We start from the raw sequence: 18,992 nt of genomic DNA, 5'->3' as shown, positions 1-18,992 counted from the left end.
GTGCCCGAGCAGGAAACCCCCAGCACCGAGACTGAGACCGTTGAGACGCCCCCGGAAGGGGAGCAGTCGACGGAGCAGGAGACCCAGGAGCCGGCCGAAGAGTCGGTCCCTGCGGACGTGCTGCGCCGGAAGCTGACCGACGCGAACGCGGAGGCGGCGAACTACCGCACCAAGCTCCGAGAGGTCGAAGCCCGGTTCGCTGGCGCCAAGACGCCCGAGGAGTTCGAGACTGCGGTCGCCGAGCTGAAGGCGCAGAACGAGGCACTGGAGCGGAAGATCCTGCTCTCCTCGGTGGCTGCGAAGTACGAGCTGCCCGAGGCCCTGGCCAAGCGCCTTACCGGCGCGACCCCGGCGGAGCTGGAGGCCGACGCGAAGGAGCTTCAGAAGCTCGTCTCGCCGCAGGCCCCGGAGTCCCTCGGTGGAGGTCTGACCCCGGCTGACGGGGACGACACCTTCGACCCGGTCAAGGCCGCCCGCGCCGCGCGCAGGCGCGGTTACTGAGCCTTCCTTCCGGCCACGGTGTGATAGTCGTTCACGCCCCAGCCTCCCCCTTCCCAACTGACAGGAGAACCACCCCGTGGCTTACACCGAACACGATGTAGTCAAGCCGGACAAGATCGCCGCGACTGCGGCGGTCGCTCTCGAAGAGAGCCTCGTCGTCCCCGCCGTCTTCCAGCGCGAGGGCATCGACCAGTTCAAGGGCGCCAAGGGCGACGCCATCAACGTGAAGGTCGAGGGAGTCCTCCCCTACCGCACGTACGGATGGCGCAACGACCGCAGCACCGAGATCCAGTTCGACACCTACGCCGAGCGGACCGTCCAGGTCAACTTCGGTGGGGACGTCTACTCGGGTGTGCAGCTCACCGACGAGCAGAACGAGATGGATCTCCAGGGCTGGGCCAAGCTCATGGCCAAGCAGACCGAAGCGGTCGGCAAGGGCCTGGAGTACCAGGCCGTCGACTACCTCCTGAACGCCCCGTACGAGATCACCCTCGGTGGCGCGGTCTCCGGTCGCAGCCTGCGCCGGACCCTGATCCGGGCGCGCGAGGTCATGAACAAGCTCCGCGTCCCGAAGGAGGGCCGCACCCTCCTGATCGGTTCCGGCTGGGAGAACGAGCTTCTCTCCGACGCGGACCTGAACCTCGCGACCAACGTCGGCGAGGCCGAGGCCGTGTCCGCCCTGCGTGAGGCCACTCTCGGCCGCCGGTACGGCTTCAACATCGTCACCTCTGACGAGCTGCCGGCCGACTTCGCCGTGGCGATGGTCTCCAGTGCGTTCATCTTCGCGACGGGCGCCCCGTCCGTCCCGCAGTCCGTTCCCTTCGGCGCCTCGGCCAGCTACAACGGCGTGGCCCTGCGCTGGATTCGCGACTACGACTCGACCCGCCTCATGGACCGGTCGATCGTCAACACGTACAAGGGCTTCCGTACCGTGTCCGACTTCCTGATCGGCCGCGACAACGCGAACCCGAGCCAGGGCTTCGTCTCCGAGCACGAGCACTTCGTGCGCGCGATCAAGCTGGACCTCGACGCGACCGCTGACGTGCTGCCCGACCCGGACGGTCCGGACGCGAAGCAGAAGGAACTGTTCGAGATCACCGGTATCGGTGGCACCGCGGACGGCGCCTCGGTCTAAGGCCAGTCGATGAGTCGGGGCAGAGTGTGATAGTCGTGCACTCTGCCCCTTCTCGCCCCACCGAGCAAGGAGACTCCCGTGGCTTTCGCCACCCTCGAAGACCTGAAGGGGCGACTGGACTGGACGCTGGACGCGGACGAGGAACGGATCGCAGAGAACGCGCTGGAGGACGCCTCTGACCTCGCCACGCACTACGGCCGCGACTGGCCCGAGGCCACCGCCCCCCGCATGGTGCGCACGCTCGTCCTGAAGGCGTGCAAGCGGTACATGTCCAACCCGGACGGATACACCCAGTCGCGAGCAGGCGACGAGACCCTGGCCTGGAACGACAGCGCTGGGGAGAACGCGGGGACCGTCTACTTCACCGACGAGGAGATCAAGCTCCTCGCCGGTCTGGCCGGCCGAAGGGCCGGCCTCTACACCGCAGGCGTCACCGCCTGGCAGTCGGTACGTCGCCCCGTGACTGCCGGCCTGGTGCCCGTCGAGAACGGCTGGAAGGGCTTCCCGCTCTACGCCGACGAGACGGAGCCCTGGTGAGCAGCCTCCAGCGCAGGCGCGGGGTGCCGGCCAAGATCTTCCGGACCGTCGAGCACATCGACGGTCGAGGCAACAAAGTCCTGGTCGCCGACATGGAGCACCCCATCGAGGTGCGCTGTGCACTGATCCCCCAGCGCTCCTCGAAGGCCGAGGTGCCCGGCCAGCAGCAGATCAACATCACCCGCATGATCGTGGACGCCGAGCTTCCCGACGTGACCCTCTGGTCGCGCGTTGACTGCCTCGGCCGCCACTGGGACGTCGTCACGCCCCCGGCCTACCACCACGGCACCCGCAAGACCCGGCACTGGTCCATCGACATCCGGGAGCGGCCGTGAGCATCGAGTGGGAAAGATCTGTCGACGGCAAGAAGCTCGAAGAGTTCCTCGCCCTCATGGACGGCGTCCAGGGCGAACTCGACGTGCAGCAGTTCGAGATGCAGGTCCGCGCGGAGGAGAACCTCCAGCGGGTCAAGGCGAGCCCGAAGACGCGGGGCTCGGTCAGTCAGTCGAGCATCGAGACCGAGCGCGGCCGGGTCGACCGGTACGTGATCCTCCAGGACATCACCAAGAGCGACTCGGCCAGCGTGAACTCGGCGATGTCGATCGAGGTAGGCCGCGGTGCCTACGACGTGACCCTCCTGAGCCCGGACGGCGAAACCGTCAGCGAGTACACGGTCGCCGGGTTTGAGGGCCTCTACATCCTCGCCAACGCGGCCAAGCTCCCGAGGAAGAACAAGGGCGGATCGAGGACCAAGCGTCACGTCACGATCCGCCGCAAGAAGGGGGTGAAGTATGGCCGGCCTTCCCGCAGGGATTAAGGCGCTCGCCGAACTCAGCCCCGTTGAAGACCTCCTCCTTGCCGTGCTTCGCGAGGGCCTGCCGGGCATCGCTGTCCGCTCGCTCATCGCGAAGGACCAGGACTTCCCTCTCGTCCTGGTCCGCCGAGACCCGAGCTTCGGCGCATGGACCGGAGACGCCCGCTTCACGGACTACGCCCGCGTATCCGTGCAGACCTTCTGTGAGGACCCGGACGGCGACGCCGACGCGGCCATCCTCGCCGAGGCCGTACGCGTGGTCATGCGCGACGCCTGGCTGAACCAGAAGGTCTACCCCGCCGGCCACATCACTCGCGTGGACATGGCCTCGGCCCCGCGCCGGGCTACCGACTGGGCGACGGCCACGGGCCCGGTCCAGTACGCAGACCTCCCGACAGGTGTCTGGCGCTACGAGACCCAGTACGACGTCGAGATTCGCAAGCCGCGCTCTCGCCCCTTCCCCATCCCGAACACCCAGCCCTAGGTGTGATAGTAGGACACGCCTGGGGTGAGTAAGGAGACCCCTCGTGGCACTGAACGACGCCGCAACCCTCGTCATCGGCAGCGGCAACTACCTCACCGCTCCGGCCGGCACCGCGATGCCCGATGACCTTCTGGCCCCGCTCTCGCCCTGGGAGGCCGTAGGCCACACCAGCCTGGAAGAGATCTTCTCGATCACTTCCGAGGGCGGCGAGGCGACCACCATCGGATCGCTCCAGAACAAGAGCCTGCGCACGAAGTACAGCGCGCGGACGGAGTCGATGGGATTCACCCTCCAGCAGTTCGACGTGCCCGGCCTGAAGCTCTACTACGGCTCCAACGCCCCGATCCTGCCGGACGGTTCGGTCGGTGTCCCCTCCGACCCGATCCCGACCACCGCGGCCTTCCTGGCGGTGTTCGTCGATGGTGAGAACCACTTCGCCTTCTACGCACCCAAGGCTGAGGTTTACCGAGGCGATGACCTGTCCTTCGGTGACACCGAGTCCCTCGCCGGCCTCCCGCTCAGCGTGAAGCCCATGCCGCACGGCGCCAACCGTTGGTCCTACGCGATCACCCCGCTCGGCGGCGTGGCTGCGACCGGCGCCACGGCCGGCACCCCCGGCACCTTCACCCCGGCCGGCTCGAACGCCCCCTACGGGCTGACCGACCTGACCGGCGTTACCGCCTCCCCCGCTACCGCGTGGACCTCCGGTCAGCACGTGGTCCTCGGCGACGCGACGCACGCGTTCTGGGACGGCAACTCCTTCGAGGCCGGCGAAGCCGCCTAAGCCTCTCCAACTCCCTCGGTGTGTAAGTGGTGCGGACCTCCTTGCACACCGAGGGCCCCTCCCCCTGGGGCTCCCTCCCGATGGTCCGCTCCCCCGCCCTTTCTCCCGACCCTTGGAGGTCCGCACCTCATGGCCACGTTCTCTCTCGACGACATCCGCTCCGCCGCAGACGCGAAGTACGGCTCGACCGACATCCAGATCGACGACAAGACCACGGTCGTCCTGCGCAACCCGCTGCGCCTGAGCAAGGCCGAGCGTGACGAGCTGGGCTCCCTCCAGGACAAGCTCGACGGTGACGAGGCCCTCGACCAGGCCGACGTCCTTGCCGACGCGATCCGCCTGGTGGCCAAGGACAAGAAGATCGCCGAGAAGCTCATCGAGCAGATCGACGGCGACCTCGCCCTCCTGGCCCAGGTCTTCAGCACCTACAGCAAGGGCACTCAGGCGGGGGAAGCCTAAGCCTCGCGCACCTCATAGATGAGTACGGCGAGGGCCTGTACCCCGACCTCCTTCACTACTACGGGACCAACCTCGTGGACGTGATCGAAGGTCGGGGCCCTTCGCCGGCCCTCGTCCTCCTCATGGTGCAGAGGCTGCCCGACACCTCCCTGACCTACGCCCTCGCGTCGGGCGGTCGGGAGCACTTCGGCTGGGGCGTGGACCGCCACATGCGAGCCGACATCTTCGACGCGATCAACCAGAACACCCGAGCCACCGGCAACTGGGGCAAGAAGGCGCCCAAGTTCCCCGAGTGGCCCCGCCCCAAGGTCAAGAAGAAGGCCACGAAGGGCGAGAAGAAGCGCCGCTCCGTGGCGGAGATCTACAAGCAGTTCAGCGCCCGGAGGTAGGTCTATGTCAGATGCCCAGGTAGTCGGCCGCGTAGCGGTCAAGATCCTGCCGGACACCTCGAAGTTCAAAGAGGAGGCCCGCAAGGAACTGGCCGAAGCCGAGAAGGGCCTGGAGGTCAAGGCCAAGCTCGTCCTCGACGGTGACGGCGTCAAGGAGGAAGCCAAGAAGGTCCGGGCCGAGGCCCAGCAGGCTCTCAGTGACATCTCGATCAAGGTCAACCTCGACAACGAGAACTCCGTCAAGTCGGCCATCGCCCGCATCGAGAACGAGCTGAACAAGCTCGGCCAGGTCGACATCCCCGTCGACCTCAACGAGGACGATCTCAACGCCGCGCTGGACATGTTCCATGACCGGCTCGGCGAGATCCAGACCGTCACGATCCGGATCGACGAGTCGAGCCAGGAGTCCATCAAGCAGGCCATCGCGAAGATCGATGCCGAGCTGGCGAAGATGCGCGAGATCGAGCTGGACGTCCACCTGGACGAGGCTTCTCTCCAGGCCGCCCGCGACATGCTGGCGGACGACCTGCGCCTGGATCTGAAGGTCGACTGGGACGACGACGCCTCCCTCCGCTCGGCCATCGCGAAGATCGAAGCCGAGCTGGCCAAGATCCGTGAAGTCGATCTCGAAGTCGGGCTCGACGAAGCGTCGCTCCGCGCGGCGCGCGAGGAACTCCAGAAGCGGCTCGACCTCCAGGCAGAGGTTGAACTGAACTGGAACATGGCCGAGGCCCAGGCCATCCACGACGAGATCCAGAAGACTCTCGACGACATCTCGATCAACCCGAAGCTGGACGAGAAGGAAGTCGCCAAGCTCAAGCGTCAGCTCGAAGCGGCCTTCACCCAGATGCAGGCCCTGAAGGCGACGATCACTCCCGAGATGGACGCCATGGCCAAGGCCAAGGTGGAGCGGGAGATCGACGACCTCCAGGACAAGATCGATCACCTGAAGTCGGAGATCGAGCCCGAGACCAGCAAGGGCGCAGTGGCTGCGGTGATGGCTGCGATGGCCAGGCTGACGCGTGACCGCGTGGTCAACCTGTTCCCGAAGGTCTCCCTGTCTGCCGCCGCGACGGCTACGGCGATGCTCAAGGCGCTGTCCGGCGCCCGCGTGCTGGGCAACGTGTTCGAGCGCCTCGGCAACATGATCAAGAACCTCGACAAGAGCACGCCCATCATCGGCACGCTGGCCACGGCGATAGCCGGCCTGGGTGGCTGGGGCATCTCGGCCGCGTCGAACCTGTTCACGTTGTCCGCCTCGCTCGCGCAGATCGGCGCAACATCCCTCGCCCTCCCCGGAATTCTCGGCGGCATGGCGATCGGCGTTGGTGCCACCGTCGCCGCGTTCAAGGATTTCAACAAGGTTCTGCCGGAAGTGAAGGGCCAGTTCTCGGCCCTCCAGGACCTGATCAGTGACAACTTCTGGGCCGAAGCCAAAGAGCCCATCCGGGACATGATCGACAGTGTCCTCCCGGAGCTGCGCGACGGGTTCAAGCAGACGGCAACCCAGCTCGGCCAGTTCTTCGGAGGCTTCGCCGCCTCGATCCAGTCATCCCTCGCCCCCGCTCTGGGCGGCATGTTCGACGACCTCTCCAAGTCGATCGACATCGCGACCACCGGCACCGGAGCCTTCGCCAACATCATCAAGGTGCTCGGCGAGGTCGGCGCCGGCTACCTCCCCCAGCTCGCCCAGTGGTTCGTGGACGTCGCCACCAAGGCGTCGAACTGGCTGAACCAGAAGGGCGAGTCCGGTCTCCGCGAGGAGATCGACGCGGGCATCCAGGCCCTGAAGGATCTCGGCGAGGTTCTGTACGAGACCGGCGGCATCCTCGCGGGCATCGCCCGTGCAGCCGAAGCGGCCGGCGGCTCCTCGCTCGGCATGATGGCCGACACCCTGGAGCGCATCCACGGGATCGTCGACAGCGACGGTTTCCAGAACGGCTTGATCAACGTCTTCTCGGCCGCGCACATGGCCATGCAGCAGATCGCGACCATCTCCGGTCCAGCTGTCGAGGCCCTGTTCAAGCAGCTCGGCCACCTGCTCACGGCGATCCTGCCGCAGGTCGGCGCGATCATCGGCCAGGCCCTCAGTGCCATGGCCGGCGCACTCGCCCAGCCCGAGGTGTTCTCCGGAGTCCTGGACCTGTTCAACGGGCTCCAGCTCGCCGTGATGGCGCTGGCCCCCGCGATGGCCCCCCTGGGTCAGGCGCTCGGTGCCGTTCTCACGATCGTCGGTGCGCTCGCTGCCCAGCTCGGCCCGCTCGTCGCCGCCGCGCTGACTCCGCTGGCCAACGCCTTCACCGCGCTGGCTCCGTCGATCCTGCCGATCATCGATCTGCTCGGCGGTGCGCTGACCAGCGCCTTTACGATGCTTTCGCCCGTGATCATGCAGCTCGTCCCGATCGTCCAGGACGCGCTCGGCATGGCCTTCCAGGCACTGAGCATCATCCTGCCGGTAATCGCTCAACTGTTCGGTCAGATCCTGGCTGCCGTACTTCCGATTATTTCGGCGCTTCTGAGTGGCCTTGCCCCGATTCTGCCGGTTGTTGCCGAATTCCTGTCCGGCGTCGTCCAGGCGGCGATGCCCCTGGTCGACGTGCTCCTCCAGATCCTTTCGGCCGTTCTCCTCCCGCTGATCCCGGTGGTCCAGGAGATCGCCGCGACGATGCTGCCCCTGCTCAAGGATGCCTTCGATCGCCTGGTCCAGGCGCTCATGCCGTTCCTGGATGCGCTGAAGGCAGTGGTCGACTTCCTGATGCCGATCTTGGCTCCGATCATCAAGTTCATCGCCGAGCTGCTGATCGGAACGCTGGTCGCCGCGATCAACGGCGTGGCCCTCGTCCTTGAGGGATTCGTCGAGATCTTCAAGGGCGTCTGGAACATCATCAAGGGCTTCTTCGAGATCTGGATCGGCCTGTTCAAGGGCATCTTCACCGGCAACTGGGACCTTCTCCAGAAGGGCTTCAAGGATCTCTGGAACGGCATCTGGCAGTTCCTGAAGGGCCTGTGGGACGTGATCCTCGGCGCCCTGATCACGTGGCTCTCTGTCGGTGTTCTCGGTGCTGCGAAGAAGGGTCTCACCGCTATCGGTGAGGGCTTCAAGGCCGGCTGGAAGGCCGTGCAGAAGTTCGGCTCGGACGCGTGGAAGGCGATCAGCGAGGGCTTCACCGGGTTCTTCTCGGGCCTCGGCTCGAAGGCGCTGAGCGGGCTCCAGAGCATCAAGAACTTCTTCACGCAGGGATGGTCAAACGTCGTCTCGACGACGCGCGAGAAGTTCAGCTCGATGGTCTCGACCGTCGCGGAGTGGCTCGGCAAGGCCGTGGCCAAGGTCCGGGAACTGCCCGGCAAGGCCAGGGAAGCACTGAGCGACCTCGGCTCCACGCTGAAGAACGCCGGCATCCAGTTGATCAAGGGCTTCATCACCGGCATCACCGGCATGTTCGGTGACGTCAAGGACACCCTCGGGAACCTGACGGACAAGCTCACGAGCTGGAAGGGCCCTGAGTCCCTCGACCGAGTCCTCCTCGTCGGCGCCGGCCAGCTCGTCATCAACGGGTTCATCAAGGGCCTGGAGTCCCGGTACGACGCGGTCAAGAAGTCCCTTCGAGGACTGACCGACGACGTGGCCGGCACCGAGTTCGGCGCTCCCACGGTCAGCGCGTTCGGCGCATCTCGCGGAGTCACGGCCGCGGTGACCTCGGCCCTCGCGGGCGCAGGCCAGGGCGGCACGACCAAGACCCTCAACTACTACGCGGCACCCGGCAACTCCCTCGACTCCGAGGAAGACCTGTTCGCCGCAGCCAACCGAGCCAGGATGGGATGGTGATTCGGGATGCCCAAGCTCCTTCTGAGCAGCGGTGCAGACACTCTTGATCTCGACGAGATCGCGACCAAGGGCCTGGGTTACCAGGCCAAGGCGGGGACGACCGGCTTCGGTCTCCCCGCCGTCAACATCCAGTGGCTCGAAGGGGCCGGCGACGGTGCCACCTACCGGCGTCGGCGCGTCCTCGCGCGGGACATCGACATACCCATCGAGATCCTGGCGAGGAACCGCAACGACCTCAGTGCGCGCATCTCCCGGCTGGCCCTCGCGCTGGCCGGGAGGTGCACCCTCACCGTCCTCAACGATGACGGAACGAGCTGGTTCACCGACGTCTACCGCTCGGGCGGGGGTGAGTACACGTACGGCGTGGAGACCATCGGCGAGCGCGAGTTCGAGACGGTGGTCTCCTTCCGTGCGCCTGACCCGTACTGGACCTCCTCGGTCGCCGAGGCACGGACGATTACCGGCGCCACCTCGGCGCCGTTCCTGAAGTCCCTGTCCAAGCTGAACGTCGCGGCCTCGCAGGCGATCGGCGAGATCGAACTCAACAACAGCGGGGACGCCGAGGCGTATCCGATCTGGAAGGTCTACGGCCCCGGCAAGACCTTCACCGCCGTCTCGCCCACGGGTGAGCGGCTGCGCTGGACCGGCACCCTCACCGCCGGCCAGATCCTCACCATCGACACGAAGCGAGGCACGGTCACCGACCAGACGGGCGCCAACCGATACAACCTGCTCGACACGGCGCCCCGGTTCTGGACGGTCAAGCCCGGCCTGTCGACGGCGGAAGCCTCCCTCCTGGACATCACGAGCGCCTCGCGCATCGTCTGCTCCTGGCAGCCGCGCAAGTGGATGGTGGTGTGATAGTGCGCCTGCAAGACATCACCGTCGAGGTACGGGACAAGGCGCTGACTCGGGTGGGCATGGTCCGCCCCGAGGAGCTGATCTTCGAGATGCAGGACACGTTCAACAACGTCGGCTCCTGGAAGATCACCCTCGGTGCGGAGCACCCCCTCACCCCGCACCTGCGTACCCCCGGCTCTGGTCTGGTCGTGACCGGCCCGAGCTACACCATGCTGTCGGGCCCGACCACGAAGTTCGAGTACGCAGCCACACCGGAAGATCCGGGCGGCTCGGTCGTCTTCGAGGGCGTGTCCGACGACATCGTCCTCTCCGACATGCTGGCCTTCCCTCAGCCGACCAACCCGGACGGGGCGACGCAGGCCCTGGCGCACGACGTCAGACAAGGCCCCGCGGAAAGCGTCATGCACTCGTTCGTCAAGGCGAACATCGGTCCAACAGCCCCGGTTGGACGCCGTAAGACAGGGCTCACGATGGGGACCGACCTCGGTCGGGGTCCGAACGTCGTGAAGAGTGCGCGCTTCCCCGTGCTGGGCAACCTGCTCACCGAGCTGGCCCTTCTGGGGAACCTCGGTTTCCGTGTCATACAGCGCGGGTCCAACCTCGTCTTCGAGACGTACGAGGTGACGGACCGGTCGGACTTCATCCGGCTGGACGTTCTGAACGGAACGCTGTCCGGCCAGCGCGCGACGATCTCCGCCCCCGGCGTGACTCGCGCCATCGTGGCCGGACAGGGAGAGCTGACCAAGAGGCAGCTCCTCCAAGTCTCCTCGCCGACGAGCGTCACAGCCGAAGGCGACTGGGGGCGGCGCATCGAGCAGTGGATCGACCAGCGCAACACGGACGACTGGAAGGAACTCCAGCAGTCCGGGGACGAGGCCATCGCGGACGCTGGTTTCACGAAGGTGGACGTGCAGCTCGTGCCGATGGAAGACACGGCTATGACCCTCGGCAAGGACTGGGGCCTCGGTGACCGTGTCGCCGTCGTGGTGGACAACCAAGAGCTTCTGTCCAACGTGACCGGTATCGCGATGAAGGCAGGGTCCAACGGCTTCCAGGTCGGCGCCGTCCTCGGTGACGCGACCGGCTTCAACCTCGACATCGCGTTGAACAAGCGGCTGTCCAGCGCCGAGAAGCGTGTCTCACACCTGGAGCGCTCGGACGCCGGGGCCGGCGGCACATCAGAAATCATGTCGATCATGGGGGTGTGGTGATGGCTACGCCCATCAGCTTCTTCCGGGGCACGGCCCCGACAACCCTGACGACCGCCTACACCGTCCCCGAGGCGGGCACGGCGATCGTCACGAACATCGTCGCAGCGAACCCCGGTACAGCCGTGGGTGCGGTCGTCGTGAAGCTCGGCGGAGTCGAGATCCTTCCGGCGGTCAGCATCGCCGCGAAGGGTGTCCTCACGCTGGAGATCAACCAAGTCATCTCCGAGAACCAGACGATCCAGATACAAGGCAGCGGCTCGGCGTGCACCCTGCACGTCTGCGGAGTGGAGGTTGTGTAAGTGGGACTGAGCGTATGGCCGGCCCCAGAGGATTCCGGCGTCGTCGGCCCCACTGGAGCAGCCGGCCTCAAGGGCGACACGGGAGCGACCGGCGCGACCGGCGCGAAGGGCGCGACCGGATCGACCGGCGCGCAAGGCGTTCAGGGAGTGGCCGGCAAGTCCGTCCTCCAAGGCGTCGAGGTCCCCGCGGCCTCGCTCGGAGCGGACGGCGACGTCTATCTCCAGAAGACCGAGAACACCTTCCTGGGCGTGACCAGCGCGACCGTCGCCGTCTACGTCAAGGCGGCCGGCACCTGGTCCAAGGTCGGGACCGACCTGCGAGGCGCGGCCTGGTACGTCAACTCCGGTTCGACGTCGAGCACTGACACCAAGCCCGGCGACATGCTCCTCAACACCACGTCCGGCGCCCTGTACCAGCGCACCGCGAGCGGCTGGGGCTCCTCGATCGGAACGCTGAAAGGCGCGACCGGCGACACCGGCCCAGCCGGCCCGAAGGGCGACCCCGGCACCGTCGAGAACGCGGTCCCGAAAGTCGGCACGGTCGACGGCGCCAACATCTACCTGAAGGGCGACGGGGTCTCCGCACCGCTCAACGTCTACGGCAACAACGTGGACGACAAGCGCATAGCCGTCCTGAAGTCCGGCTCGGTCTACAGCAACGGCGCGGCGAACACCTTCTACACGGTGGGCGTCGGCGACACCTCGACCGACTTCGCGGGCGGCAGCTACGTCATGGCGATGAAGAACGCCGCGACCCTGCCCACCACGAATCCGGTGAACGGTGTCGTCGCCTACTCGCAGGCCGGCGTTTTCAAGGTCAAGCAGGCGGACGGCTCGACCGTCGTTCCTGCCGACGCGTTCCCGAAGGCTGGCGGAACCCTGACGGGGTCCGTCGACATCAAGCCCACCTCCGGGGACGCCCTCACCGCGTACGGCAGTACCGACCCGGCCACGTACTTCCGCGTCACGTCGGCCGGCCACCCATACAGCAACAGCCTCCGGTCCACCTTCTACAACGTCGGCGTAGGCGACACGACCACCCCGTTCGGCGGTGGCGTCCGCGTACTCGGGATGCAGAACGCCACGACCGTCCCGACGACCAACCCGTCCAACGGTGTCGTGGCCTACGCCGAGGGCGGCGTGATGAAGGTCCGCCAGACCGATGGACAGGTCATCACGATCGGCTCGCAGCCTGCGCTTCCCAGCGTGTGGGAGCCGGAGGATCTCGGCCTGAAGGCGTGGGCCTACGACCCGGCCGTCTCCCAGTCGACGCCGATCTACTGCGGGACCACGCCGCGCCTGGCTGCGGTCAAGCTGAACAAGCGCACCTCGATCACGAAGATCGTGTGGCACTTCGGCGGCTACGCGGGCGGGCTGATCTCCGGGTCCTGGGCCGCGATCTACAACGCCTCCACCATGGTCCGCGTCGGCAACGCGACCACGATCGAGGCAGGCAACGAGCCGGCCGAGCAGCACGACCCCGGCGGCAACGCCTCAGCGACGACGCTGGACGCGGCCGTGACCCTGGACCCCGGCGTCTACTACGTGGTGTGGCGGTTCAACTACAACACCACCACGGGTGATGGGCCGATGATCCTCGGCATCGAGAACTCGTACGGAGGGCCGGCGAACCAGTTCGGCCTCAACAACCTCTGGCGCTACGGCCGGCTGTCCACGTCGCCGACGACGTCACCCTCCCCGCTCTCTGGCGTCGCCAACGAGTCCAACCGTTTCTGGGTCGCCCTCGCGTGACCCTCCCCCTCTAAGGAGTCACCCCCTTGGCCATCACTGGCGGACTCGTCCGCGCCCACTACGGCACCGACGAGATGAAGCTCCAGGACTACATCCACATCACGATCGACCCGGACATCCCGGAATACCTCCAGGGCTCGCTCAGCCACATCGAGCGAGCGGCCGTCGTCGATGCCGCGCTGGCGGCGGCAGTGGCCGCGCTGCCGGCCTCCTTCGGTCTCGCTGTGGCGAGTCGGATCGATGAGGTACCCACCGAGGTTGCCCGCCGCTAACGCCGACTCGCCCCGCCCCGCAGGCCCCCGAGTGACTTGGTCGCTGGGGGCCTTTCCTATTCCCAGGAAGGACCCCCAGTGACCCTCACGTCCTACCCCTTCGACGAGCAGCCGGTCAGCGAAGGCCAGTTCTCCTACCTGTTCCGCGAGCTTCAGTCCACGGGCGTCGCCGATCAGGTGGGCGGCTCCTCCTTCAACACCTACGGCGACAGCTCGGGTATGCAGGTCAAGGTGGCCCCCGGCTTCGCCCTGGTGCGTGGCCACGCGGTCCAGTCGACGGGCACCGAGACGATCACCATCGCGGCGGCCTCGACGAGCGCCCGCATCGACCGCGTGGTCCTGCGCTTGGACCCGGCCGCGAACTCCATCGTGATAGCCGTCGTGCAGGGGACGCCCGGCGGTGGAGTCCCCGCCCTCGCCCAGACCGACACCGGTGTCTACGAGTTCCCGCTGGCTCAGGTCTCCGTCGCTGTGGGTGCTGCAACGATCTCGGCCTCGGCTGTGACGAGCGAGCGCCGGTTCACCGGCAACACCGTGGGCGGCTGGACGAGCACGACTCGACCCCAGTCACCGCGGATCGGCCGGCTCGGGCTGAACACCTCGACGAACACGTGGGAGTACTGGACCGGCTCGGCCTGGTCCGCGCTCGCCCCGACCGTGACATGGGCCTCGATCTCCGGTCGGCCCAACGAGTTCACGCCCGGCACTCACACCCACGACTGGGGCGACGTCATCAACAAGCCGACCGCCTTCAACCCCAGCACCCACACGCACGACTGGGCGCAGGTCACGGGCAAGCCGTCCACGTACCCGCCCAGCTCGCACGGGCACGACTGGGACGACATCAGCGGGAAGCCGTCCACGTTCGCGCCAGCCTCCCACTCGCACACCTGGGCCTCGATCACCTCGAAGCCTGACACCTTCGAGCCGTCGTCCCACTCCCACTCGGGCTACCTCACGTCGGGCTCGACGATCGCCTGGGCCAACGGCTCGAAGAAGCCGCACTCGAACTCTGCCAGCGGCTCGGGCACCTGGTACGCGGTGTGGGTTGAGGGCGACGGCACGTTCTGCCGGAACACCTCCTCGATCAAGTTCAAGGAGAACGTCCGGGACTTCGACGTCCACGCCGAGGGCGTCCTTGCTCTGCGCCCTGTGGTCTACGACCGCAAGGACCAGGTCAAGGAAGACGGCTCGGTGAAGGAGGGCCGCAAGGACGAGGTCGGCCTGATCGCTGAAGAGGTCGAGGCGGCCGGCCTTTCCTGGCTGGTCAACTACCTCGACGGCGAAGTGGACGGCCTGCGGTACGACCTCCTGGGCGTCGCGCTGCTCCCGGTCGTCCAGCGCCAGGCCGCCCAGCTCGCGGCCGTGGAGACTCGCCTCGCCGCGCTGGAGTCCAAGGCCGCCTGATGATGACGCTCGCTCTCGAACCCACTGTTCAGGTCGCCGCCGTCACCGCAGGCGGCACGGTCCTGGTCACCCTGATCGGCATCGGAGCCGAGTTTCTGCGCCGTCAGACTCGCGCCATCAACGAGGTGCGCGAGCACACACAGGAAGCACGCGACCAGGTCGCGAACACGCACAGCACGAACCTGCGAGATGACCTCGACTCCGTGATGTTCCGGATCGATCGCGTCCTCGCCGGCCAGGAGCGCCACGACGACGCCCTCCGTCAGCAGGGCGCAGAGATCGCCGGCCTCCGCTCGGACATCGCGCACGAGCGCCGTGAGCGCCTGGCGGTGGCCGAGCGCCTCGACGACCACATGGCATCCACCAACGCCTGACCCATCCCCTTCCGAAGGCCCTGTCTCCCAGTGAGGCGGGGCCTTCGGCGTTCCCTTGGAGGCACACCCTTGACTGCTCACATCTACCCGAAGGCCGACGCGACGTCGCAGTGGTTCCACACTGCGTACCAGGGCGACACCATGGCCCACCCGAACGTGATCGTCCTGCACACCACGGAGGGCAGCTCGTTCCCGTCGTACGGGGGCGGTGGCTCCGCGCCCACCTTTACGATCAAGGGCGGCATCGTCCGTCAGCACTTCTACGCCAACGAGTCGGCTCGGGCTCTGGTCAACGCGGCCGGCGGGGTGCAGACCAACACGCTCAACGCGATCCAGATCGAGCTTGTGGGCACGTGCGACAAGGGCGGCCCTGGCCTGTACTGGCCGGACGCTGACGACGCTGACCTTGCGGCCCTGGCCGAGCTGGTGAAGTGGCTGACGGACACCTACCCGATCCCGGTCGTCTCGACGTCCAAGCCGTGGCTGTCCTACCCGTCGAGCTACGGGTCCGCCCGTGGTCAGCGCATGTCGTTCGCCGAGTGGGAGAACTTCAACGGGATCTGTGGACATCAGCATGTCCCGGAGAACGACCACGGCGACCCCGGCAACTTCCCGATCAAGCGCCTGATCGAGCTGGTCAAGGGCGCCAAGCCCTCGACCGGCGGTTCGACCGCTCCCTCGGAGCCGGCGGCCTGGGACGGCAAGAGCTTCCCCGGCACGAGTGCCTTCGTCCTGGGTAAGTCGCACCCGGCCGTCACGGTCCTCGGTCAGCGCCTGGTCGCTCACGGGTACGGCCGCTTCTACTCGGTCGGTCCTGGCCCGACGTTCGGCCAGGCCGACAAGGACGCGACGCAGGCGTTCCAGAAGGCCCAGGGCTGGAGCGGCTCGGACGCTGACGGCTACCCCGGCTCGTCCACCTGGTCCCGTCTGATGGCGGCCCCGGCGACTGCGGCCAAGACGTACCTGTCCCTGTCCACGGGCGTGAAGCCGGGCGCGAAGCACGCGCAGGTGAAGAAGCTCCAGACGTTCCTCATCAAGGCCGGGTACGGCCCGATCAAGGGCTCGGTCACGGACTTCTACGGCGCAGAAACCCAGGCCGCGGTGGCTCGCTTCCACAAGAAGAACCCGGCGCTGTCCTCGAAGGCGTACGACCCGGCGATCGGGTCCAAGGGCTTCGTCGAGCTTCAGAAGGAGGCCGAGTGAGCCAGCACGCTAAGCCCATGGGGCTGATCCTTCCTCTCCTGCCGAAGCGGGTGCAGCCGTACGCCAAGGCGGCGGTCGCTCTGCTCGGCGCCCTGGCCGGCCTCGCGGTGATGTACGGCATCGACGAGCCGAGGATCGCGGCGGCCGTCCAGGTACTCACCGCGCTCGGTGTGTACGTCCAGCCCAACGGAGAGTCCGAGTAACACAGAAGCCCCCACCGACCTCGCGGTCAGTGGGGGCTCTCTTCTCGTCTCAGCCCTTCTGTGCCTGCTTCTGGGCCTCGATCTCCTCCAGGGTCATGATCTTCGGCGCCCTGCTGGCGGTCTTCGCAGGAGTCTTCTTCGCGGGGGTCTTCTTCGCCGCAGCCTTCTTCGCCGTCGTCTTCCTTGTCACCCGTTTGACGGCAGGCGCCGGGGCCGTCCGAGCCTCTGCCGGGGCCGCTACCTGCGCACCCTTCGCCTGCTGGATCAGCTCCTCGATCGGCGCGGCGTGCGTCCCGCAGAGGTCCAGCTCGACAGGCTCCTCACCCTCGGGCGTGATGGTGTAGGTCTTCGCCGGGGTCAGCTTGTCGAGGTCGCAAGCGGTGATCTTCATCGGGGCTCCGGTGTGAATCTGTAGCCAGCGCTACGGTCGCGGGTGTGCAGGGTTGACAAGGTCGAGGCATAATGGGAGTGTAAGTAGTGCAAGATCAAGACCGCCGGTAACACACTGCGGAACACACCGAGGGAAGGACGGCCATGGGGGCTCGCAAGATCCAGGACAAGGAAGAGGTCATCAGATGGTTCGAGGAGGGTTGGACGTACCAGGAGATGACTGAGGAGTACAAGCGTAAGTACGGCATCGACACCGTCTCCTCGATGTGGGGGAACTTCCGGTACCGCGAGGGGCTGGACCGGCGTATCGCACGGGACGACGAGCTTATCCCGTGGGCAGTGAAGAAGGAGCACCGTCAGCCGTACCCGATCATCATGCTGCGCGTGGAGGCCCGCAGGCGCGCCGGCCTGCCGCTCGACGAGGACAAGACCCAGCGACTCGCCCGCTGGAAGCAGATGCTCGAAGACAACAACTGCGTCGTGCACTACGACCCGGACACAGAGGAAGGGTGGTTCTATGTGCCCCGCGAGGAGGGCGACGACGACATCATCCGCCGCCCGGAGCGCAAGACGACCAAGCGCAAGAACGCTGACGAGCACACCGACCACAGCAAGACGGACTACAACAAGTAGGCCCCCCAACCCCTCTGACCTGCGAAGCCCCCTTCCCCGAAGGGGGCCTTTTCGTTATCAAAGAGGGCTGATCGTTTACTCCTCACCTACTCCGCTTGCGTTAGATTTTCCTTAACTTCTGGAGCTTCGTTGACACCCCCGCTCGGGTGTGCGACACTCCAGCCCCTGCCTAGTCATACTTACACACCTCGGAGATGATAGTGATACGAGTCCTGGAGAGGGCCGCACTGGTTGCCGACTCGGGCAACATCAGCGTTCATATCGACGCTGACGCGGAGGACTATCACATCCTGGTCAACCCCATGCAGCACAGCTCAACCGCGATGCGCGAGCTGCTGAACTTCCTCGGACAGATCGGCTACGAGCTGATCGACGAAGACGAGTACGAGCCCGAGTTCGACGAAGACGGCAACGTCCGTTTCTACCTCGCCGAGTGCGACCCGAAGGTGGCCGAGTGACACTGAACCTGATCGAGATCCCGCAGAAGTCTGACCACCCCAACCATGCTGTACCGCGCGACGGTTGGGGCCGACCCCTGGTAGTGCCGAAGGCCGGCGGGAAGCCGAAGGGCCACACCAGGACCACGACGTTCATCGACTGCATCGAGGACAAGTCCAGCCTGGTCGACTGGGGCAAGCGCATGGTCCTGTTCGGCGCCTCGCGCCGGCCGGACCTGCTGAACAAGGCCGCGGGGCTCGACCCCGAGAACGCGGACGACAAGAAGCATCTCAACGCCCTTGCCGAGCAGGCAACTGCCGCGTCGGGAGCCAACGACAAGCGCGAGCGGGGAACCTACCTCCACACGCTCTCGGAGCTGGTCGACGCAGGTCAGCCCCTGCCGGCCTCGGCTTCCAAGCAAGACATCGCCGACATGGGCGCGTACCTCATGGAGACGTCGGTCCTGAAGGTGATCTCTGTCGAACAGTTCGTCGTGGTCAACGAGTTGGGCGTGGCCGGCACCTTCGACCGCATGGTCCAGTACGCCGGTCCCGACCCTGACGGGCAGTGGATCGAGGACGAGTTCATCGCGGATCTGAAGACGGGCAGCGTGAAGTATGGCGGCCTGAAGATGGCGGCCCAGCTCGCGGTGTACTCGCGCGGCGAGGTCTACGACCACACCCGCTTCCCGGTGAACGTCGACAGCAAAGCCGAGCTTGCTTCTTTCAAGAAGCGTGTGATAGAAGTACAGCATGCAGAGGGCGCTTACTCGCCTCTGCGGCCGGTCAACCAGAAGTGGGGCATCATCATCCACCTGCCTGCGGGTGAGGGTGAGTGCACGCTGTACTGGGTCGACCTGGAGATCGGATGGAAGGCGGCCCAACTGGCGCTGACCATCCGCGAGATGCGGTCGTTGAGCCGCAAGGCGATGAAGCCCTTCGTCGCGCAGGTCACACGGGATCAGGTCGCTTCGGCCGCCTGAAAGTGTGATAGAGTGACGACGTCAGCGGGGCGAGAGAG

At 66.5% G+C, this 18,992-nt stretch carries 23 protein-coding genes; 22 read left to right on the top strand and 1 reads right to left on the bottom strand.

Annotation, left to right across the window (positions count from 1 at the left end; genetic code table 11):
• From ACFVS6_RS16205 to ACFVS6_RS16115, 19 genes are all read left to right on the top strand, one after another.
• Positions 1–501, top strand: a complete 501-nt coding sequence (locus ACFVS6_RS16205) for a hypothetical protein (protein ID WP_389704315.1) — start codon at positions 1–3, stop codon at positions 499–501.
• Positions 502–577: 76 nt separating this feature from the next.
• On the top strand, positions 578–1,636 hold the full coding sequence (locus tag ACFVS6_RS16200) for a hypothetical protein (RefSeq protein ID WP_389704313.1): 1,059 nt from the start codon (positions 578–580) through the stop codon (positions 1,634–1,636).
• Positions 1,637–1,714: 78 nt separating this feature from the next.
• On the top strand, positions 1,715–2,173 hold the full coding sequence (locus ACFVS6_RS16195) for a hypothetical protein (RefSeq protein ID WP_185298852.1): 459 nt from the start codon (positions 1,715–1,717) through the stop codon (positions 2,171–2,173).
• On the top strand, positions 2,170–2,508 hold the full coding sequence (locus ACFVS6_RS16190; protein WP_389704311.1) for a phage head-tail adapter protein: 339 nt from the start codon (positions 2,170–2,172) through the stop codon (positions 2,506–2,508). Before ACFVS6_RS16195 ends, ACFVS6_RS16190 begins: the two co-directional genes overlap by 4 nt.
• Positions 2,505–2,990: a hypothetical protein gene (locus tag ACFVS6_RS16185; protein WP_185298854.1), complete on the top strand. Its 486-nt coding sequence runs from the start codon at positions 2,505–2,507 to the stop codon at positions 2,988–2,990. Before ACFVS6_RS16190 ends, ACFVS6_RS16185 begins: the two co-directional genes overlap by 4 nt.
• On the top strand, positions 2,965–3,471 hold the full coding sequence (locus tag ACFVS6_RS16180; protein WP_056701734.1) for a hypothetical protein: 507 nt from the start codon (positions 2,965–2,967) through the stop codon (positions 3,469–3,471). Before ACFVS6_RS16185 ends, ACFVS6_RS16180 begins: the two co-directional genes overlap by 26 nt.
• A 43-nt stretch (positions 3,472–3,514) precedes the next feature.
• A complete protein-coding gene (locus ACFVS6_RS16175) occupies positions 3,515–4,255 on the top strand; it encodes a hypothetical protein (RefSeq protein WP_389704309.1) in 741 nt (246 codons plus the stop codon).
• 129 nt (positions 4,256–4,384) lie between these two features.
• The gene (locus tag ACFVS6_RS16170; protein WP_354825244.1) at positions 4,385–4,714 is read left to right on the top strand and encodes a phage tail assembly protein; all 330 of its coding nucleotides are present in this window, start codon (positions 4,385–4,387) and stop codon (positions 4,712–4,714) included.
• A gap of 80 nt (positions 4,715–4,794) precedes the next feature.
• Positions 4,795–5,103 (top strand): hypothetical protein, encoded by a 309-nt coding sequence (locus tag ACFVS6_RS16165; protein ID WP_198544815.1) that lies wholly within the window; start codon positions 4,795–4,797, stop codon positions 5,101–5,103.
• Positions 5,104–5,107: 4 nt separating this feature from the next.
• Positions 5,108–8,929: a hypothetical protein gene (locus ACFVS6_RS16160; RefSeq protein ID WP_389704307.1), complete on the top strand. Its 3,822-nt coding sequence runs from the start codon at positions 5,108–5,110 to the stop codon at positions 8,927–8,929.
• 6 nt (positions 8,930–8,935) lie between these two features.
• Entirely contained in the window at positions 8,936–9,790 is an 855-nt protein-coding gene (locus ACFVS6_RS16155; protein WP_389704305.1) for a phage distal tail protein, read from the top strand.
• Positions 9,791–9,792: 2 nt separating this feature from the next.
• Entirely contained in the window at positions 9,793–11,001 is a 1,209-nt protein-coding gene (locus ACFVS6_RS16150) for a siphovirus ReqiPepy6 Gp37-like family protein (RefSeq protein ID WP_389704304.1), read from the top strand.
• Positions 11,001–11,300: a hypothetical protein gene (locus ACFVS6_RS16145; RefSeq protein WP_389704302.1), complete on the top strand. Its 300-nt coding sequence runs from the start codon at positions 11,001–11,003 to the stop codon at positions 11,298–11,300. Before ACFVS6_RS16150 ends, ACFVS6_RS16145 begins: the two co-directional genes overlap by 1 nt.
• Before the next feature lie 147 nt (positions 11,301–11,447).
• Positions 11,448–13,052, top strand: coding sequence for a hypothetical protein (locus ACFVS6_RS16140; protein WP_389704301.1), 1,605 nt, complete (start codon positions 11,448–11,450; stop codon positions 13,050–13,052).
• Between the two features lie 26 nt (positions 13,053–13,078).
• A complete protein-coding gene (locus ACFVS6_RS16135; protein WP_185298862.1) occupies positions 13,079–13,324 on the top strand; it encodes a hypothetical protein in 246 nt (81 codons plus the stop codon).
• A 78-nt stretch (positions 13,325–13,402) separates the two neighbouring features.
• Positions 13,403–14,731 carry a tail fiber domain-containing protein gene (locus ACFVS6_RS16130; protein WP_389704299.1) on the top strand — a complete coding sequence of 443 codons (1,329 nt, stop codon included), beginning with the start codon at positions 13,403–13,405 and terminating at the stop codon, positions 14,729–14,731.
• On the top strand, positions 14,731–15,105 hold the full coding sequence (locus ACFVS6_RS16125) for a DUF2746 domain-containing protein (protein WP_389704297.1): 375 nt from the start codon (positions 14,731–14,733) through the stop codon (positions 15,103–15,105). Before ACFVS6_RS16130 ends, ACFVS6_RS16125 begins: the two co-directional genes overlap by 1 nt.
• Before the next feature lie 69 nt (positions 15,106–15,174).
• On the top strand, positions 15,175–16,308 hold the full coding sequence (locus ACFVS6_RS16120; RefSeq protein WP_389704295.1) for a peptidoglycan-binding protein: 1,134 nt from the start codon (positions 15,175–15,177) through the stop codon (positions 16,306–16,308).
• Positions 16,305–16,511, top strand: a complete 207-nt coding sequence (locus ACFVS6_RS16115; RefSeq protein ID WP_354825214.1) for a hypothetical protein — start codon at positions 16,305–16,307, stop codon at positions 16,509–16,511. Before ACFVS6_RS16120 ends, ACFVS6_RS16115 begins: the two co-directional genes overlap by 4 nt.
• 49 nt (positions 16,512–16,560) lie before the next feature.
• Here ACFVS6_RS16115 and ACFVS6_RS16110 read toward each other — a convergent pair whose 3' ends face one another.
• Positions 16,561–16,902 carry a hypothetical protein gene (locus ACFVS6_RS16110; RefSeq protein ID WP_389704294.1) on the bottom strand — a complete coding sequence of 114 codons (342 nt, stop codon included), beginning with the start codon at positions 16,900–16,902 and terminating at the stop codon, positions 16,561–16,563.
• Positions 16,903–17,045: 143 nt separating this feature from the next.
• Here ACFVS6_RS16110 and ACFVS6_RS16105 point away from each other — a divergent pair, with 143 nt between their 5' ends.
• The 3 genes from ACFVS6_RS16105 (at position 17,046) to ACFVS6_RS16095 (ending at position 18,954) form a co-directional block, all read left to right on the top strand.
• Positions 17,046–17,534, top strand: a complete 489-nt coding sequence (locus ACFVS6_RS16105) for a hypothetical protein (protein ID WP_389704292.1) — start codon at positions 17,046–17,048, stop codon at positions 17,532–17,534.
• Positions 17,535–17,728: 194 nt separating this feature from the next.
• Positions 17,729–17,992, top strand: a complete 264-nt coding sequence (locus ACFVS6_RS16100) for a hypothetical protein (RefSeq protein WP_219732131.1) — start codon at positions 17,729–17,731, stop codon at positions 17,990–17,992.
• Positions 17,989–18,954 (top strand): hypothetical protein, encoded by a 966-nt coding sequence (locus ACFVS6_RS16095; RefSeq protein ID WP_389704290.1) that lies wholly within the window; start codon positions 17,989–17,991, stop codon positions 18,952–18,954. Before ACFVS6_RS16100 ends, ACFVS6_RS16095 begins: the two co-directional genes overlap by 4 nt.
• The last annotated feature ends 38 nt before the right edge of the window (positions 18,955–18,992 follow it).

It is taken from the genome of Streptomyces sp. NPDC057939 (genome assembly GCF_042887545.1).
Lineage (GTDB): Bacteria > Actinomycetota > Actinomycetes > Streptomycetales > Streptomycetaceae > Streptomyces.
This window is presented reverse-complemented; position numbering and strand designations above follow the sequence as displayed.

Bases quoted from the DNA above. Each gene is read 5' to 3' on its own strand.
- ACFVS6_RS16180 (WP_056701734.1), top strand. From the start codon at position 2,965: ATGGCCGGCCTTCCCGCAGGGATTAAGGCGCTCGCCGAACTCAGCCCC.
- ACFVS6_RS16170 (WP_354825244.1), top strand. From the start codon at position 4,385: ATGGCCACGTTCTCTCTCGACGACATCCGCTCCGCCGCAGACGCGAAG.
- ACFVS6_RS16160 (WP_389704307.1), top strand. From the start codon at position 5,108: ATGTCAGATGCCCAGGTAGTCGGCCGCGTAGCGGTCAAGATCCTGCCG.
- ACFVS6_RS16155 (WP_389704305.1), top strand. From the start codon at position 8,936: ATGCCCAAGCTCCTTCTGAGCAGCGGTGCAGACACTCTTGATCTCGAC.
- ACFVS6_RS16145 (WP_389704302.1), top strand. From the start codon at position 11,001: ATGGCTACGCCCATCAGCTTCTTCCGGGGCACGGCCCCGACAACCCTG.
- ACFVS6_RS16125 (WP_389704297.1), top strand. From the start codon at position 14,731: ATGATGACGCTCGCTCTCGAACCCACTGTTCAGGTCGCCGCCGTCACC.
- ACFVS6_RS16110 (WP_389704294.1), bottom strand. From the start codon at position 16,902: ATGAAGATCACCGCTTGCGACCTCGACAAGCTGACCCCGGCGAAGACC.
- ACFVS6_RS16105 (WP_389704292.1), top strand. From the start codon at position 17,046: ATGGGGGCTCGCAAGATCCAGGACAAGGAAGAGGTCATCAGATGGTTC.
- ACFVS6_RS16100 (WP_219732131.1), top strand. From the start codon at position 17,729: ATGATAGTGATACGAGTCCTGGAGAGGGCCGCACTGGTTGCCGACTCG.